At 64.5% G+C, this 15,131-nt stretch carries 16 protein-coding genes; 5 read left to right on the top strand and 11 right to left on the bottom strand.

Features of this window, described 5'->3' with window-relative positions:
• Positions 1-160 precede the first annotated feature (160 nt).
• Both MESCI_RS04655 and MESCI_RS04650 read left to right on the top strand, forming a co-directional pair.
• Positions 161-2,035, top strand: coding sequence for a DEAD/DEAH box helicase (locus tag MESCI_RS04655; RefSeq protein WP_013528794.1), 1,875 nt, complete (start codon positions 161-163; stop codon positions 2,033-2,035).
• 117 nt (positions 2,036-2,152) lie between these two features.
• Positions 2,153-2,863: a DUF805 domain-containing protein gene (locus tag MESCI_RS04650; RefSeq protein ID WP_013528793.1), complete on the top strand. Its 711-nt coding sequence runs from the start codon at positions 2,153-2,155 to the stop codon at positions 2,861-2,863.
• On the opposite strand, the gene MESCI_RS04645 is transcribed toward MESCI_RS04650, so the two are convergent.
• The 6 genes from MESCI_RS04645 to leuD all read right to left on the bottom strand — a co-directional run bounded on the left by MESCI_RS04645 (position 2,853) and on the right by leuD (position 7,315).
• Positions 2,853-3,341, bottom strand: a complete 489-nt coding sequence (locus MESCI_RS04645) for a GNAT family N-acetyltransferase (protein ID WP_013528792.1) — start codon at positions 3,339-3,341, stop codon at positions 2,853-2,855. The genes MESCI_RS04650 and MESCI_RS04645 overlap by 11 nt on opposite strands.
• 4 nt (positions 3,342-3,345) lie before the next feature.
• On the bottom strand, positions 3,346-4,449 hold the full coding sequence (gene leuB, locus MESCI_RS04640; protein ID WP_013528791.1) for a 3-isopropylmalate dehydrogenase: 1,104 nt from the start codon (positions 4,447-4,449) through the stop codon (positions 3,346-3,348).
• A gap of 292 nt (positions 4,450-4,741) precedes the next feature.
• Positions 4,742-5,092: a VOC family protein gene (locus MESCI_RS04635; RefSeq protein ID WP_013528790.1), complete on the bottom strand. Its 351-nt coding sequence runs from the start codon at positions 5,090-5,092 to the stop codon at positions 4,742-4,744.
• A gap of 13 nt (positions 5,093-5,105) precedes the next feature.
• The gene (locus MESCI_RS04630) at positions 5,106-5,489 is read right to left on the bottom strand and encodes a RidA family protein (RefSeq protein WP_013528789.1); all 384 of its coding nucleotides are present in this window, start codon (positions 5,487-5,489) and stop codon (positions 5,106-5,108) included.
• Positions 5,490-5,710: 221 nt separating this feature from the next.
• Positions 5,711-6,640, bottom strand: a complete 930-nt coding sequence (locus MESCI_RS04625; protein WP_013528788.1) for a hypothetical protein — start codon at positions 6,638-6,640, stop codon at positions 5,711-5,713.
• A gap of 69 nt (positions 6,641-6,709) precedes the next feature.
• Positions 6,710-7,315, bottom strand: a complete 606-nt coding sequence (gene leuD, locus MESCI_RS04620) for a 3-isopropylmalate dehydratase small subunit (RefSeq protein ID WP_013528787.1) — start codon at positions 7,313-7,315, stop codon at positions 6,710-6,712.
• Between the two features lie 128 nt (positions 7,316-7,443).
• Between leuD and MESCI_RS04615 the strand changes: the two genes are divergently transcribed.
• Complete coding sequence (locus MESCI_RS04615; RefSeq protein ID WP_013528786.1) at positions 7,444-7,869, top strand: GNAT family N-acetyltransferase; 426 nt, start codon at positions 7,444-7,446, stop codon at positions 7,867-7,869.
• A gap of 76 nt (positions 7,870-7,945) precedes the next feature.
• Here MESCI_RS04615 and MESCI_RS04610 read toward each other — a convergent pair whose 3' ends face one another.
• Genes MESCI_RS04610 through MESCI_RS04595 form a run of 4 tightly spaced genes read right to left on the bottom strand, consistent with a single transcriptional unit; the run spans position 7,946 to position 12,968 of the window.
• Positions 7,946-9,112 (bottom strand): NAD(P)/FAD-dependent oxidoreductase, encoded by a 1,167-nt coding sequence (locus MESCI_RS04610; RefSeq protein ID WP_013528785.1) that lies wholly within the window; start codon positions 9,110-9,112, stop codon positions 7,946-7,948.
• Between the two features lie 29 nt (positions 9,113-9,141).
• Entirely contained in the window at positions 9,142-10,743 is a 1,602-nt protein-coding gene (locus MESCI_RS04605; protein ID WP_013528784.1) for an ATP-binding protein, read from the bottom strand.
• Positions 10,734-11,426, bottom strand: coding sequence for a response regulator transcription factor (locus MESCI_RS04600; RefSeq protein ID WP_013528783.1), 693 nt, complete (start codon positions 11,424-11,426; stop codon positions 10,734-10,736). The genes MESCI_RS04605 and MESCI_RS04600 overlap by 10 nt, the downstream gene beginning before the upstream one ends.
• Positions 11,427-11,429: 3 nt before the next feature.
• Positions 11,430-12,968: a DUF4153 domain-containing protein gene (locus tag MESCI_RS04595; protein WP_013528782.1), complete on the bottom strand. Its 1,539-nt coding sequence runs from the start codon at positions 12,966-12,968 to the stop codon at positions 11,430-11,432.
• Between the two features lie 340 nt (positions 12,969-13,308).
• On the opposite strand from MESCI_RS04595, the gene MESCI_RS04590 reads away from it, so the two are divergent.
• The gene (locus MESCI_RS04590; protein WP_024504050.1) at positions 13,309-14,184 is read left to right on the top strand and encodes an HpcH/HpaI aldolase/citrate lyase family protein; all 876 of its coding nucleotides are present in this window, start codon (positions 13,309-13,311) and stop codon (positions 14,182-14,184) included.
• A gap of 51 nt (positions 14,185-14,235) precedes the next feature.
• Positions 14,236-14,442, top strand: a complete 207-nt coding sequence (locus MESCI_RS04585; RefSeq protein ID WP_013528780.1) for a DUF1737 domain-containing protein — start codon at positions 14,236-14,238, stop codon at positions 14,440-14,442.
• 187 nt (positions 14,443-14,629) lie between these two features.
• Here MESCI_RS04585 and MESCI_RS04580 read toward each other — a convergent pair whose 3' ends face one another.
• The gene (locus MESCI_RS04580; protein WP_013528779.1) at positions 14,630-15,052 is read right to left on the bottom strand and encodes a metallopeptidase family protein; all 423 of its coding nucleotides are present in this window, start codon (positions 15,050-15,052) and stop codon (positions 14,630-14,632) included.
• Between the last annotated feature and the right edge of the window lie 79 nt (positions 15,053-15,131).

Raw genomic sequence — 15,131 nt, 5'->3', positions numbered from 1 at the left:
GCGTCAAGAGTCAATTGCCGAGCGGCGCCTGGTTTTGCGCGCGCCCTGTACAATCGCGGCTGCGCGAAGTACGAACGGCCAAGATTGTTTGGCTGGCGCGAGGCCCGCCCCGGCATGTGCTCCGTGATGAGCGCGGACCCTAAAATTCCGAAAGAGTGAGATGTCCAACTTCGAAGCACTTGTTCCAGCGCTTGCCAGGGCGCTGGAGAAACGCGGCTATTCCGAGCTGACGCCCGTCCAGAAGGCGGTCGTGGCGCCCGAGCTCGGCGAGGCCGATGCGCTGGTTTCGGCGCAGACCGGCTCCGGCAAGACGGTGGCCTTCGGCCTCGCTCTGGCGCCGACCCTGCTTGAGGGCGCGGAGCGCTTCGGCTACGCCGCCGCACCACTGGCGCTGGCGGTGGCGCCGACGCGCGAACTCGCCTTGCAGGTGACGCGCGAACTGGAATGGCTCTACGAACTGACCGGCGCCACCGTGGCGTCCTGCGTCGGCGGCATGGACATGCGCTCGGAGCGGCGGGTGCTGGAGCGTGGCGCCCATATCGTCGTCGGCACGCCCGGCCGGCTGCGCGACCACATCACCCGACGCTCGCTCGACATGTCGGCGCTGAAGGCGGTGGTGCTCGACGAGGCCGACGAGATGCTCGATCTCGGCTTTCGCGAAGACCTCGAATTCATCCTCGACGCCGCTCCGGCCGAACGCCGGACGCTGATGTTCTCGGCCACGGTGCCGCGCTCGATCGCCACGCTCGCCCAGGGCTATCAGCGCGATGCGGTGCGCATTTCGGCCGCCGGCGAGGAGAAGCAGCATCTCGACATCGAATATCGGGCGCTGAGCGTCGCCCAGCCCGACCGCGAGAACGCCATCATCAATGTGCTGCGCTATTACGAAGCCAAGAACGCGCTGGTGTTCTGCAACACGCGTGCCGCCGTCAATCATCTGACCGCGCGCTTCAACAACCGCAACTTCTCCGTCGTCGCCCTGTCGGGCGAGCTCAGCCAGAATGAGCGCAGCCATGCGCTGCAAGCGATGCGGGACGGCCGCGCAAAAGTCTGTATCGCCACCGATGTCGCGGCGCGCGGCATCGACCTGCCCAATCTTGAGCTGGTCATCCACGCCGATTTGCCGACCAACCCGGAAACGCTGCTGCACCGCAGCGGCCGCACCGGCCGCGCCGGGCGCAAGGGCGTCAGCGCGCTGATCGTGCCCAACAGCGCCCGCAAGCGCACCGAACGGCTGTTGCAGAACGCCGGCCTCAAGGCGACATGGGCGAGCCCGCCCTCGGCCGACGACGTGATGCGGCGCGACGACGAGCGCATCCTTGCCGATCCGGCTTTCGATGAGCCGGTGAAGGAGGACGAGCGCTCCTTCATCGACGCGCTGCTCGCCAGGCATGGCGCCGAACAGGTGGCCGCTGCCTTCGTGCGCCAGTGCCGCGCCAGCCGCTCGGCCCCCGAGGACCTCATGGAGATCGCGCCCTTCACGCCGTCGCGTGAAAGACCGGCGGGCGAAGGTTTCGCGCGCCGCGACGAGGCGCCCAGCCGCCGCGACGATTTCGGCGACAGCGTCTGGTTCTCGCTGTCGATCGGGCGCCGGCAGAATGCCGAGCCGCGCTGGCTCATCCCGATGCTATGCCGCACCGGCAGCATCTCGAAGCGAGAGATCGGCGCCATCAAGATGCAGCCGGAAGAGACCTACGTGCAGATCGCGGCGGATTGGGCAGACCGCTTCCTGGCCGCGATCGGTCCCGACCGGAAGCTGCAAGGCAACATCCTGGTGAAGCGGCTCGACGGTACGCCCGATCTGTCGCGCGCCGGCTATCAGCCGCCAAGCCCCGACAAGAAGCCGCATCGCGGCAAGGCGCCGTTCGATCCCAACGCGCCGAAGCGCAAATTCGAAAAACGTGCACCGGCAGCAGCCGATCAGCGCCCGGCCGCCCCGCATGATGCAAAGCCATGGGCGAAGAAGCCGGGCAAGCCGAAATTCGACACCTCTGGTGCACCCAAGCACAAGAAGGCGAAGAAGCGGCCTTCGTAAGACCGGGCAACGAGCCTCATCCGCCCGCATGACGCCGGCCGCATCCCGATGCGGTCTTGCCCATCGGTTCGGCCATGTGCCACACCTTGGCAGGGACGTGGCAAGTGGGGGTGGCAAATGCGCGGCAAAGTGCTTCACTATGACGAAGTCCAGGGCTTCGGCTTCATCACCGGAGCCGACGGCAACCGCTACACCTTCACCCGCGAAAACCTGCGCCGGGAAACCACTATGCGGAAGGGCGCGGGCGTGGAATTCCAGGCGGGCGGCGGCCAGGCGCGCGACGTCTTTTTGATCGCCGCCGAGACGGCTGCGCCGGCCGGCGACGCTGGTACGAGCGCCGCGCCGACTCAAGCCGGTAACGAACCATCCGCTTCTGCGCCACAGGCCCAGCATTTCGGCCGTTCCTCCGGGCCGGCCGAGCCCACCGATCTCTGGGGCTATTTCTGGCGTGGCGTGACGCAGAACTATTTCAATTTCGCCGGACGTGCCCGCCGCAAGGAATATTGGGGTTATTTCCTGTTCTGGGTGGTCTCGCTGCTTGTCATCGGCGGCATCGGTCTTTTCGCCGACAACGAAATGGGCAATTTCGACAGCAGCGTATCGGCGGCGGTAACCGTCGGCCTTTGCGGCACCTTCGTCCTGGCGACACTGCTGCCCAGCCTCGGCATGACCGTTCGCCGCATCCATGACATCGGCCTCTCGGGCTGGCTTTATCTGGTGGTGCTGATCCCGACCATCGGCAGCCTGATCATCCTGGTCTTCGCGCTGATCCCGACGCAGGCCCGCGAAAACCAGTGGGGACCGGTGCCGGCGGGCGTCAGGGTCTAGGGATGATCGCCTTCAGCGCCTCGCCCGAAAGCCTGAGAAAGACCTTCTGGCCGTGGCGTTCTGCGCCAAGCCGGTCGTAGAAGCGCTGCGCGCCTTCGTTCCAGTCCTCGCTGGTCAGGTCGATGCGGCCGATGCCTTCGCGCAGGCAATGATCGGCGAGAAAGCCGATCAGCGCCCGGCCGACACCAGCGTCGCGGGCTTTGTCGCGCACGAACAGGTCCTTGAGGCACAGCAGCCGCTCGAGATCGATACCGGGATGCGCGATCGCCACCGACGCCAGGCCGCTGACCTCGCCCTCGACGAAGGCGAGCGCGAAATGCGGATAGGCCGGGCTTTCCTCGCCAAGCCATTTTCGTGCCGCAGACAGGGCCCGGTCGGCATCGAGAGGCGGTTGCCGATAATGTTCCGCCATCTCGCAAAACATGGCCGCGAGCGTCGTCGCGTCCTCGATCGTCGCCCAGCGGACGTCGACCGTCACGGTATTAGCCCAGGAATTTGGCGATGATCGCGTCGCCCATCTCAACCGTACCGACCTCGGTCATGCCATCGGACATGATGTCTTTCGTCCGCAGGCCCGCGTCGAGCACGGCGGCGATCGCGCCTTCGACGCGGTCGGCTTCATCGACCATGCCGAAGGAATAGCGCAGGCACATGGCGAAGGAGGCGATCATGGCGATCGGGTTGGCAATGCCCTTGCCGGCAATGTCGGGCGCCGAACCGTGCACCGGCTCGTAGAGCGCCTTGCGCTTCTTGGTCTTCACGTCAGGCGCGCCGAGCGAGGCCGACGGCAGCATGCCGATCGAGCCGGTCAGCATAGCGGCGATATCGGACAGCATATCGCCGAACAGATTGTCGGTGACGATGACGTCGAACTGCTTTGGCCAGCGCACCAGCTGCATGCCGCCGGCGTCGGCCAGCATGTGGTCGAGCTTGACGTCGGAATAGCGCGCCTTGTGGGTCTGGGTGACGACCTCGTTCCACAACACGCCCGACTTCATCACATTGCGCTTTTCCATCGAGGTGACGTGGTTCTTGCGGGTGCGCGCGAGTTCGAAGGCGACGCCCGAAATGCGCTCGATCTCGAACGTGTCGTAGACCTGCGTGTCGATGCCGCGCTTCTGTCCGTTGCCGAGATCGATGATCTGCTTGGGCTCGCCGAAATAGACGCCACCGGTCAGCTCGCGCACGATCAATATGTCGAGACCTTCGACCACCTCCTGCTTGAGCGAGGAGGACGCCGCCAGCGCCGGATAGCAGATGGCCGGGCGCAGATTGGCGAATAGCTCCATGTCCTTGCGCAGGCGCAGCAGGCCGGCTTCCGGGCGCACCTCATAGGGCACCGCATCCCATTTCGGACCGCCGACGGCGCCGAACAGCACCGCGTCGGCCGCCATCGCCTTTTCCATGTCGGCATCGGAGATCGCCGCGCCATGCGCGTCATAGGCACAGCCGCCGACCAGCCCCTCATCGGTGGCAAAACCGCTGCCGAGCCTGTCGTTCATGACCGCGATCAGTTTCTTGACCTCGGCCATGGCCTCAGGACCGATGCCGTCACCGGGGAGCAGGAAAAGATGCTTCGTTGCCATGGAGAAACCGTCCTGGAAAGATTTGAACCGCGGCCTTGCTAAACGCCAAGCGACTTGCATGCAAGCAGGAACGCAGCGATCACGGATGACCCGATTCGTTGGTGATCCGTAGCGCCCCCCTCTGCCCTGCCGGGCATCTCCCCCTCAAGGGGGGAGATTGGCAGCATTATCGTTTCGCCTCTTCTTTCTGACGTGGAGATTGGCGAACGCCGAGGCGACATCCAATCTCCCCCCTTGAGGGGGGAGATGGCCGGCAGGCCAGAGGGGGGCGCTATCCCGCCGGCATACGTCATCACTGATGCGAGAGAATGTTGACCAGCCGGCCGAACGGATCGCGCACGTAGAAGCGCCGCACGCCCCACGGTTCGTCGGCCGGTCCGTATTCGATGGCAAAGCCCGCCGCCTTCATGGCATCGAGCGCTGCATCGACATCGTCGACCTCGATCGAGAGATCCGGCACCGGCGTGCCGGAACCGCCTTGCGCCATGAAGCTGACCTGCACCTGCATCGTTTCATCGGAGCCGTAGGTTGCGATCCAGCCGAGATCCATCAGCACGTCGAGGCCGAGCACATCGTGGTAGAAGCGTTTTGCCGCCGCGACATCCGCTGTCTCGATATTGGCAACAATGCGCTGGACTTTCATCGTCGGTCGCCCTTCAGGCCGTGCGCCGCAGCGCCGTCACCTCGATCTCGATCTTCATTTCCGGTTTGTTGAGTTGGCAGACGATCATCGTCGCTGCCGGCCTGATGTCACCGAACGTCTCGCCGAGGATCGGGAAGACTACATCCACGAAGGCCTGGTCGGTGATGTAGTAATGCGCCCGCACCACGTCAGCCATCTCGAAGCCGCCGTCCTTCAGCGCCTTGCCGATCGTCGCCAGGCAATTGCGCGTCTGCGCCTCCACCGTTTCCGGCATCGTCATCGTCGTATAGTCGTAGCCGGCGGTGCCGGAGACGAAGCACCAGTCGCCCTGCACCACGGCGCGCGAATAGCCGGCGGTCTTTTCGAACGGCGAACCGGTGGAGATGAGTTTGCGCATATGAGGGGCCTTGCTTGGGTTGTCGGCCAGCATTAGCAGGCGGAACGGCGCGGGTCGTGGGCCAAGCCAGGCAAACTGTTATCCCGGAAGCGAAGCGCGAACCTCCGAGATTGGTTGAAGCATCCCTTCCGTCGTCATCCTATGGCGGAGCAAGGAGCGTAGCGACGCGGCGCAGACCATGGGATGACGAAAGCGAGGGGGTGCTGCGCAACGCTAAAGCTTTAATTTGCCGCCCCCAGCGCCTTGTCCAACGCCGCCTTCACATCCGCCGGCCATGTCGCCACATCAGGCCAGGCGTTCGGCTGGCCATTGTCGCCGCGGCGCGCAAAATAGAGCCTGTGCTGGGCCGGGTCGACCGCCATGAAGCCGTCATTGCCGCCGCAATCATGCGGCACGCAGCCGCTGGCGTAGAAGGCGCCCGAAGCGGTCTTTTCGGTGCCGCCGCCGACCAGCAGGCTGGTCGCCATGTCGGCCATGTCCTTGCCGAGCAGCTTTTCCGCTTCCTTGTAGACGGCCTCATTGTGGAAGGCGTCGATGATGTTCTGGTACTTTTCCGGATCGATGTCCTTCCAGTCCGTGCCGGGTTCCGGCATGTAGGTCAGATTGCCCGAAATCGTCAGCCCGTCGGTCGGCGACCATTGCAAAGCCGGTTTCTCATCCCCCGGCAACAGGTAGGGCACGAAATAGATGGCGTTGTCGGACACCGCCGAGGGCGGGGCGCCGCACTGGTCCTGCTCGACCGTGGTGCTCTGGATCGTGCCGCCTTCCGGCTTCCAGACGATCACCGTCGCCGGCCCGCATTGGTTGCCGCCGTCGCCGACATCGAACAGCGCCACCTTGACGCCGCCGACCTCGACTATTTTGTCGAAGAAGACATCGTAATTGCTCGCCAGCTGCTTGCCGTCATAGGCAAGCACCTTCTCGCCGTACTGTTCCTTCTGGGTGATGGTCAGCGTGCCGCCTTCGAATGGCACCGGGGCCTGCTTGTCGTCATCGGAAGCATCGGCGGCGTTCGTCCCCTGATCGGCGGACGGCTGCTCCGTCGCCGGGGCCGGCTGTGTGGCGGGCGTCTGGGTCTGCGCAGACGCGCTGGCGATTTGCCCCAGCAACAAGGCCAGCCCGCAAAGGCCGGCAAGAAGCGAACGTGTCATGACTGTCCCTCCACTCAGTCGCCGCGAACCGGCCCGAAAGGCCAGATCCATCCGTCCGGAGCGCGCCGCTCAGGCCCAGGGGCGCTGTTCGGCGTTCCGCTTCTCGAACGAAGCGATGGCGCCGGCTTTCTCCATGGTCAGGCCGATATCGTCGAGCCCGTTGAGCAGGCAGTGCCGCTTGAAGTCGTCGAGGTCGAATTTGACCACGCCGCCATCCGGCCCACGGATTTCCTTGGCTTCGAGGTCGACCGACACGGTGGCATTGGAGCCGCGCGAGGCGTCGTCCATCAGCTTCTCGAGATCCTCGGGGCTGACGGTGATCGGCAGGATGCCGTTCTTGAAGCAGTTGTTGTAGAAAATGTCGGCGAACGAGGTCGAGATGACGCAGCGAATACCGAAGTCGAGCAGCGCCCATGGTGCGTGCTCGCGGCTGGAACCGCAGCCGAAATTGTCGCCGGCGACCAGGATCTGCGCCTTGCGGTAGGCCGGCTTGTTGAGCACGAAATCCGGGTTTTCCGAACCGTCGTCCTTGTAGCGCATTTCGGCGAACAGGCCGGTGCCGAGCCCGGTGCGCTTGATCGTCTTGAGGTAATCCTTGGGGATGATCATGTCGGTGTCGACATTGACGATCGGCATCGGAGCGGCGACGCCGGTGAGCTTGGTGAATTTTTCCATGGCTTTTGCCCGTGTTTTCGTTGCGGGGGAATTTGCTGAGGCCCGGTTTACACAAAGCCGGCGGCAAATAAAAGGCAACTGTTCGTGCATGGTGGCACAAGCCAGCCCGATGGTGCAATCTGGCGGCCATGGCAGAAAACGCACACGTCCTCTACGAAAGAGAACCCGCGCTCGACATCGCCGAATTCCGTCGCGTGCTGGTCGAATCCGGCCTCGGCGAAACACGGCCGATCGATGATGAAGCGCGGCTGCGGGCGATGCTGTCGGGCGCCAATCTGGTGCTGACCGCGCGCCTTGATATTCAGGGCAAGCCGCTGATCGGCGTCATCAGGGCGATCACCGACTTCTCCTGGGTCTGCTACATCTCCGAACTCGCCGTTTCCCGATCGGCACAGGGGCTCGGCATCGGCAAGGGCCTGATGGACGAGGCGCGCCGGCAGCTTGGACCATCGGTCGCCATCAGCCTGATCTCCATGCCCGATGCCGTAGGCTTCTACGAACGTATCGGCATGAAGCGCATGGCCGACGCCTTCTGGTTCGACCGCAAGGGCTGAGGCTCGCTGGAAATACTGTTCCGCAACCGTAGCGATCCTTCGCGCCAGCGTCAAAAAGGACATTCCCTTTGCCCGCTCAAATCACATTCAATTCCCGGAACGCCCTTCCCTCCGCCACCCGCTCATACCCGAACGCCGAGCAATCCACCGTGCGATAACCGCCATGCACGATCAGCTCGGCCAGCGCTTTGCCCACTGCTGGCGCCTGCTGCAGGCCGTGGCCGGAAAAGCCGTTGGCGAACAGGAAATTGCCGACGTCGGGATGCGGACCGATCACCGCGTTCTGGTCGAGCGTGTTGTAGTCGTAGTGGCCGGCCCAGGCACGGGTCGGCTTGATCGCCTCGAAGGCGGGAATACGGGTCGCCAGCACCGGCCAGATCACCTCTTCGAACAGTGGCCAATCTACCTCGAAGTCGCCGGGATCGGGTGCGCAGTCGCCTTCCTCCGGTTCGGCGCCGCCGGTGAGGTAGACCGAGCCTTCCGGACGGACATAGATGCCGGAGGGATCGACCAGCAGCGGCATGTCGGCATATTTCTCGCGCGCCTCGAAGACGAAGACATTGCGCTTGCGCGGCTCGACCGGCAGCTCGAGCCCGGCCATGGCAGCCACCTTGCCGGCGTTAGGGCCGGCGGCGTTGACGACGATGCCAGCCTCCAGCGTCTCGCCATTGCCCAGGCTCACTCCCGTGACGCGGTTGCCATCGCGCGCGATGCCGGTGACATCTGCGGCGATGAAATCGACTTTCTTCTGCCGCAGCGCCTTGCGGAACAGCGTCAGCATCGCATGCGCGTCGAACCAGCCTTCGCCGGTGCGGCCATAGGCGCCGGCTGAAATGCCCTCGGTCGACAGCCATGGGAACCGGCGCACCAGCTGATCCGCGTCCTCCAGCACAATGTCGGCGCCCTCGGCGATCTGCGCCTGGTGATTGCTCCTCAGGATCGGCAAGCCGTCCTCGCCGGCAAGGATGAGGTAGCCGCCCTCGCGAAAGCCGATATCGGCGTCATCCCCGAACTCTTCCTTCAGCCGCCGGAACAGCTTCAGCGTGAACTGCGACAGGCGGATGTTTTCCGGGATCGAGAATTGCTGGCGGATCGAGGCCATGGACAGCGTCGTTGCCGCATGCGCGAATTGCGGATCACGCTCGATCAGCGCGATCGTGCCGGAAAACCCTTGCTCACGCAGGTAATAGGCGACCGAGGAGCCGACGATGGCTCCGCCGATGATGACGATGTCGTAGCGCATGTTCTCTCCGATCCGGCCGATAGTGTCCTTCATGCCACCGGCAGAATGACCTCGAAGCGCGTGCCGCGCTCGCTGTCAACCAGCGCGATCATACCATCATGCGCTTTCAGGAGGGCCAGCACGATGCCGAGGCCCATGCCGGTGCCGCCCTGTTCGCGCCGCGTGGTGAAGAACGGCTCGAAAATGCGCGCCCGGTTGCTCGGCGAAATGCCGGCACCGTCGTCGCTGACCAGGATGCTCGCCTTGCCGCCGGCGCTCGTAGCGGAGACAGAAACCTGCATCGCGCCATGCCTGGCCGAATTGTCGATGAGATTGGCCAGCACGATAGCCGCGTTCTCGGCCGATATGCGCAATCTGATGTCGCCGCCGGCCCCGATGCTAACCGCGAGCCTGTTGTCGACGGGCAGCAGCGACAGTGCCGCACCGAGCGATGTGCTTTCGCCGCTCGGCGCCAGGTTTTCGGCGCGTGCCAGGTCGAGCAGGCGCCGCACCAGCAGATTGAGCCGCCCCGCATCGGTGACGATATTGTTGGAGAAACGCCGCCGCTCCGCATCGTCCATCGCGCCACCGGAATCGCGCAGCAATTCGGCCGCGCCCTGGATCGCCGTCAGCGGCGATTTGAGCTCATGCGAGACATGTGTGGCGAAAGTCTGGACCGAGTCCGAGCGCGCCTGAAGCTTCTCGGCCATGTCGAGGAAGGCGGCGGACAGCTCCGCCATCTCTCGCGTGCCGTGGTGGTCGAGCGGCCGGATCGCCGTGCGGTCGCCGGCGGCGATGCGCTCGGTGCGGTCGATCAGCGCATAGATCGGCCGGCTGACGGTGCGCAGGAAGATGAGACCGATGAGCAGCGTGCCGCCGAGAATGGCGATCGCCGCCAACGTCACCTTGCCACGTTCGCCATAGAGATGCTTGATGATGTTGTTGGGCGTCCGCGACACATAGACGACGCCGGCGACCTGGCCGTCGACAGCGACCGGCAGAGCGACGAAGACACGCACCTTGGTGCCGCGGCTGACCGAATAGAGCGGTGGCGTCGGCTGGTCGGGAATGCGCAGCCTGAGCGCGCTGGCATAGTGGCCGGCAAGTGCTGTGCGCACCTCTTCGACCGCACTGAGCGACTGGCCGACCTCGCCGCGCCCGGCAATGACGACGCCCCGGGGGTCGAGCAGCCGGAAGCCGGCCAACGTGGTTTTCTGGGTGGCGTCGAGGATGCCGGACAGGCGCGCGCCGATCACCGCGAAGGCGGGATCGACGATCGCCGGCATCGCCGCCGGCCGGGTCGGCAGGACATAATCCGAGGCAAGATCGAGCTGCGGTTCGATTGGCCTGTAGAGCGGGTCCGGATTGACGCTGCGGCTTGAATCCCCACTTGGCTCCGGCATCGGCGCACCGAGCTTTTCCGGTGGGATGCCGGCGTCACGTACATCCCGCGCATAGATGGCGGCGATGGCAGCGCCTTGCGCGATCAGCTCCGCCTCGGTCTGGCGGATCAGCTGGTTCTCGTAGAGGCGGAAGAAGAACAGGCCGACCAGTGGCAAGGCCATCACCATGATCAGGATGGCGACGACGACCGTGGCAAGCCGTGGCCGCCATTTGCGGCCGATCCATTTGCTGGAGGCCGTCAGCCGCATCGGCCAAGCCGGAAGCCGACGCCATGCACCGTCTCGATGACATCAGGGCAACCCACGGCTGCCAGTTTGGCGCGGATGTTGCGGATGTGGCTGTCGACGGTGCGGCCGGCGACGTGGATGTTTGCGGCATAGGCGCTGGCCGTCACCGCGTCGCGGTCGAGCACATGCGCCGGCCGCGCCAGGAACCCCTTCAGGATCGAGAACTCTATTCCTGTCAACGATAACGGCTTGCCGTCGAAGCTGGCGGTATGGCTGGCCGGCGCCAGAGCCAGTTTGCCATGCGAAAACCGCCTGTCGTCGGCCGGTTCGGGCACCGCCGGGCGGGCGCGCCGCAGGATGACGTTGACGCGGGCAACCAGCTCGCGCGGGCTGAATGGTTTCGTCACATAGTCGTCGCCGCCCATTTCGAGCCCGAGAATGCGGTCGATCTCCTCGTCGCGCGCAGAGAGGAACAGCACCGGCACATCGGATATGTGCCGCAGCCGCCGGCAGACCTCCAGCCCGTCCATTTCCGGCATGCCGATATCGAGCACGACGAGGTCCGGTGCCCGGCGGCCGATTGCCTGCAAGGCGGCGGCACCGTCGGCCACCCCTGTCGTTTTCATGCCGGCCTTCTCCAAGGCAAAGCAGATCACCTCGCGGATGTGCGGGTCATCGTCGGCGACGAGGATGTGATGCGGCATGGATCAGCGGCCCGGCATGGAAGGTTCGATAGCGGAGGGAATCACGAACGGCTCCTTGGTGTCGAGATATCGAAGCAGCCGCCAGTCGCGAAAGCTCCAGGCCCGCCAGTTCTGCTGGATGGTTCGATACCAGATTTCATCGCTGCCGCGCACGCCGGCCAGTTCGCGGACAGTGCCGGCGGCTGTCGTCTTGCCCTGGTGCTCGAGGAAGCGATCGAGCGCGGGAAACGCACCCGGACCGAGCGAGTGAAGATACCAGGCGTCTAGGGGAATGCCCTGGCCGGTCATTTCGAGGGAATGGTCGACATTGTAGTTGGCGATCGTTGCTGCGAAATTGATGAAACAGCCGGCATAAAGCGTCAGGGATAACGTCAGAAGATTGGCGGACAGCAGCCATTCGTTGGATTTTCTAAGCGCGATGCGGGCAATGATCAGGGCAAGGCCTGCTGCCACCAGCCCCATCCAGACAAAGGCGGCGACGCGCCAGTAGGTCAATGCATAGATGCCGACATAGAGGTCGAGCCGCAGGATCGACGAGATGACCAGCATGATGTTCTGCGCCACCCAGGCATAGACCAGCCGGCGGATCAGCGGATCGGCCGAGGTCTCGCTGCCTGGCCGCAGCGCTGCCAGCACGAAGCCGGCGGCAAGCAGTGCCGTGACGATCAAGGGATAGGCGCCACGATGCGCGTAGGAGGCGTAGCTCAGCCCATCGGGAAGCGCTGCCCCGCCCCACAGATAGGCGGCGTCGAGCGCCGTCTGCAGCGCAAACAGGATGTTGAAGACGATCAGGGCGCGCAGGATGGCGGCCTTGCCGAACAGGATGTCTTCGATGGTGGTGGCGGTTTTGCCGGCTTGAGCGCTGACCGCCGGCAACGCGCGCGGGATGCGGCGAACCAGGCGCGGCAGGCGCGGTCGCAGAAAAGCCCAGACAGCGGCGAGCACGAACAGCCAGAAGGCAATCCGCGCCAGCTGGATAAGATCGAGCAGCCTCACGAGATCGATCAGCGACAGCCAATAGTCGATGACCGGATTGGCGGCACCGAACAGCGCCAGGAAGACCGCGCCCAGCGTCAGCGGCATCACCCAGACGGCGATCGCCGCCAGCCGGATGCGACGCCCACCGAACCGCCGCGCCGTCCTGCGCCAGCGGATGAAATCAATGACGAAGCGGAACGGCGCCGCCAGCCCGAACAGCACGATCTGCCCGGCAATGCGGGCGATGCTGTGCCGCAGCCGGCCGCTCAACGAAAGCGCGAAGACGGTCAGCGCCGCCAGCGCGATCGAGACCGACAGGGTGCTGACGTTTTCAGCCAGCGGCAGCAGCGCGACAAGCAAGGCGATGGGCTTGAGCCAGACCCGGCCGTCGTTGAAGGCGGCCGGGTGCACAGCGACGACCGCCGCGGCAATCAGCAGGGCGAACAGGAAAACCGTGATCCCGGCGGGCTGGCCATAGAACAGAAAATCCGCGAGCGCTGCCAGCAGGATGGCGACACCGAAACGGCTGCAATAGCTCGGCGCGGCGGAGAACAACGCTGTCATGACCTGGCTTTCCTGATGGCTTCCAGCCGAACCGTTGGCGGGCTTCTGCGGACAAAGGGAATGAGGGTTGCGACGGGACACGCGCGCGGCGGATCGGCCAGCCACCAGCCCTCGCTACGCAGTCGGTGAGGCAGGGACCAACGGGGCTTTGCTCGCTTGTGCATGCCGCTTGTCTCGCAAGCGGGCGGGGAAACGGCAGGGCGGATCCGAGGAGGTTTTCCGCAGGCCCGTGCAGTTTTCGTGCAGGGGTAAACGCTGCCAATCTCCCCCCTCGAGGGGGGAGATTGGCAGCTTCATGCCCGAGCTTGCCTCACCCGCCCACAAGCGGCATAGATCAGCCATGGAAACCTACCGTCCGCGCCGCTCCGTGCTCTACATCCCGGCCTCCAGCGACAAGGCCTTGGCCAAGATCGCGCAGCTTGCCTGCGATGCCATCATCATCGACCTGGAAGACGCCGTCGCTCCGGCCGACAAGATCGCCGCCCGCGAAAAACTGGCCGGCATTTTCGCCGGCCATTCCGAGAGACGCTGCGAGATGATCGTGCGCATCAATGCGATATCAGGCGAATGGGGCGCCGACGACCTGCTGGCTGCCGCAAGCTGCGAACCCGACGGCATCCTTCTGCCCAAGGTCGACACGCCGCGCGACCTGCTCGAGGCCGGCGACGTGCTTGACGACAATTTTACCCCCGACAGCGTGAAACTATGGGCGATGATCGAGACGCCCAAGGCGCTGCTCAACATCGGCGCCATCGCCGAACTTGGCCGCGATCCGGCCTCGCGGCTCAATTGTTTCGTTGCCGGAACGAATGATCTGGTCAAGGAGACCGGCATTCTGGCGACGCCTGATAGGCGCTACCTCGTGCCATGGCTGATGCAGATGGTGCTGGCCGCACGCGCCGGCGGCATCGACATGCTCGACGGCGTCTCCAACGATTTTCGCGACCTCGACGCCTTCGCCCATGAATGCGCGGAAGCCGCGGCCATGGGGTTCGACGGCAAGAGCCTCATCCACCCGGCCCAGATCGAAGCCGCGAACCGCGCCTTCGTGCCGTCCACGGAAGCGGTGGCCGAGGCACGCTCGGTGAAGGAAGCCTTCGCGCTCGCCGAGAATGCCGGCAAGGGTGTGATCGCGCTGAACGGCAGGATGGTCGAACGGCTGCACCTGGCGCAGGCCGAAAAACTGCTGGCGAAGGCAGCCGCCATCGGGTCATAAATGCTCGATGGATGCGAGTGGGCTACAGCTACTCACGACAGGAATTGAACAATGAAACTCTACCGCTTTCTGTCCGCTCCGGACGATGCCAGCTTCTGCCACAAGGTGACAGCGGCGCTGAACAAGGGCTGGCATCTGTTCGGCTCGCCGACCTATGCCTACGACAAGAAGGCCAAAGCGATGCGTTGCGGCCAGGCCGTGGTCAAGGATATCGACGGTCAGGAATACGGGCCCGATACCAAGCTGAGTGACTGGTAGATTTGAAAAGCTCCGACGCAGCGTGTGTTGAGATTCAGGTCAGGCCGAGTCGAAAATGGTGGTTTCCGAGAACCGGAGCGGAGCGTACTTTTGGGTACGTGAGCACAGTTCTACCGCGACGCGGTAGAGCGGGGAAGCGCAGGAAGCCATCATTTGCAGGCCGGCATCACCTGAATATCAGCGCACCCTACTCCGCCGCCTCTTCGATCTTCTCCATATCTTCGTCCGACAGGCCGAAATGGTGGCCGATCTCGTGGATCAGCACGTGGGTGACGATGTCGCCCAGCGTCTCTTCGTTCTCGGACCAGTAATCGAGGATGGCGCGGCGGTAGAGCGTGATGCGGTTCGGGCCTTCGCCGGTCTGCGGGTTCCAGCGCTCGGCGATGCCGCGTCCCTCGAACAGGCCGAGCAGGTCGAATGGCGTTTCCAGCGACAGATCGTCCATGATTTCGTCGGTCGGGAACTCGGCGATCTGGATGACGATCTCGCCGGTCAGTTTGCGAAAATCCTCCGGCAGATGGGCGTACGCCTCCAGCGCCAGGAACTCCATTTCGTCCATCGAGGGCGAGAGTTCGTCGTGCCAGGTGCGGGTCTTGTAGATGCGGGCCATGCTTTGTCCTTTGATCCCGGCATATAGGCTTTCGCACCGGAATCGGCAAATGAACGGGCCGATGCGCCTGCGCCATCCC

It is taken from the genome of Mesorhizobium ciceri biovar biserrulae WSM1271 (genome assembly GCF_000185905.1).
In the GTDB taxonomy this organism is placed as follows: Bacteria; Pseudomonadota; Alphaproteobacteria; order Rhizobiales; family Rhizobiaceae; genus Mesorhizobium; species Mesorhizobium ciceri.
Note: the sequence above shows the minus strand (reverse complement) of the source record. Positions and strands in the feature narration are given on the sequence as shown.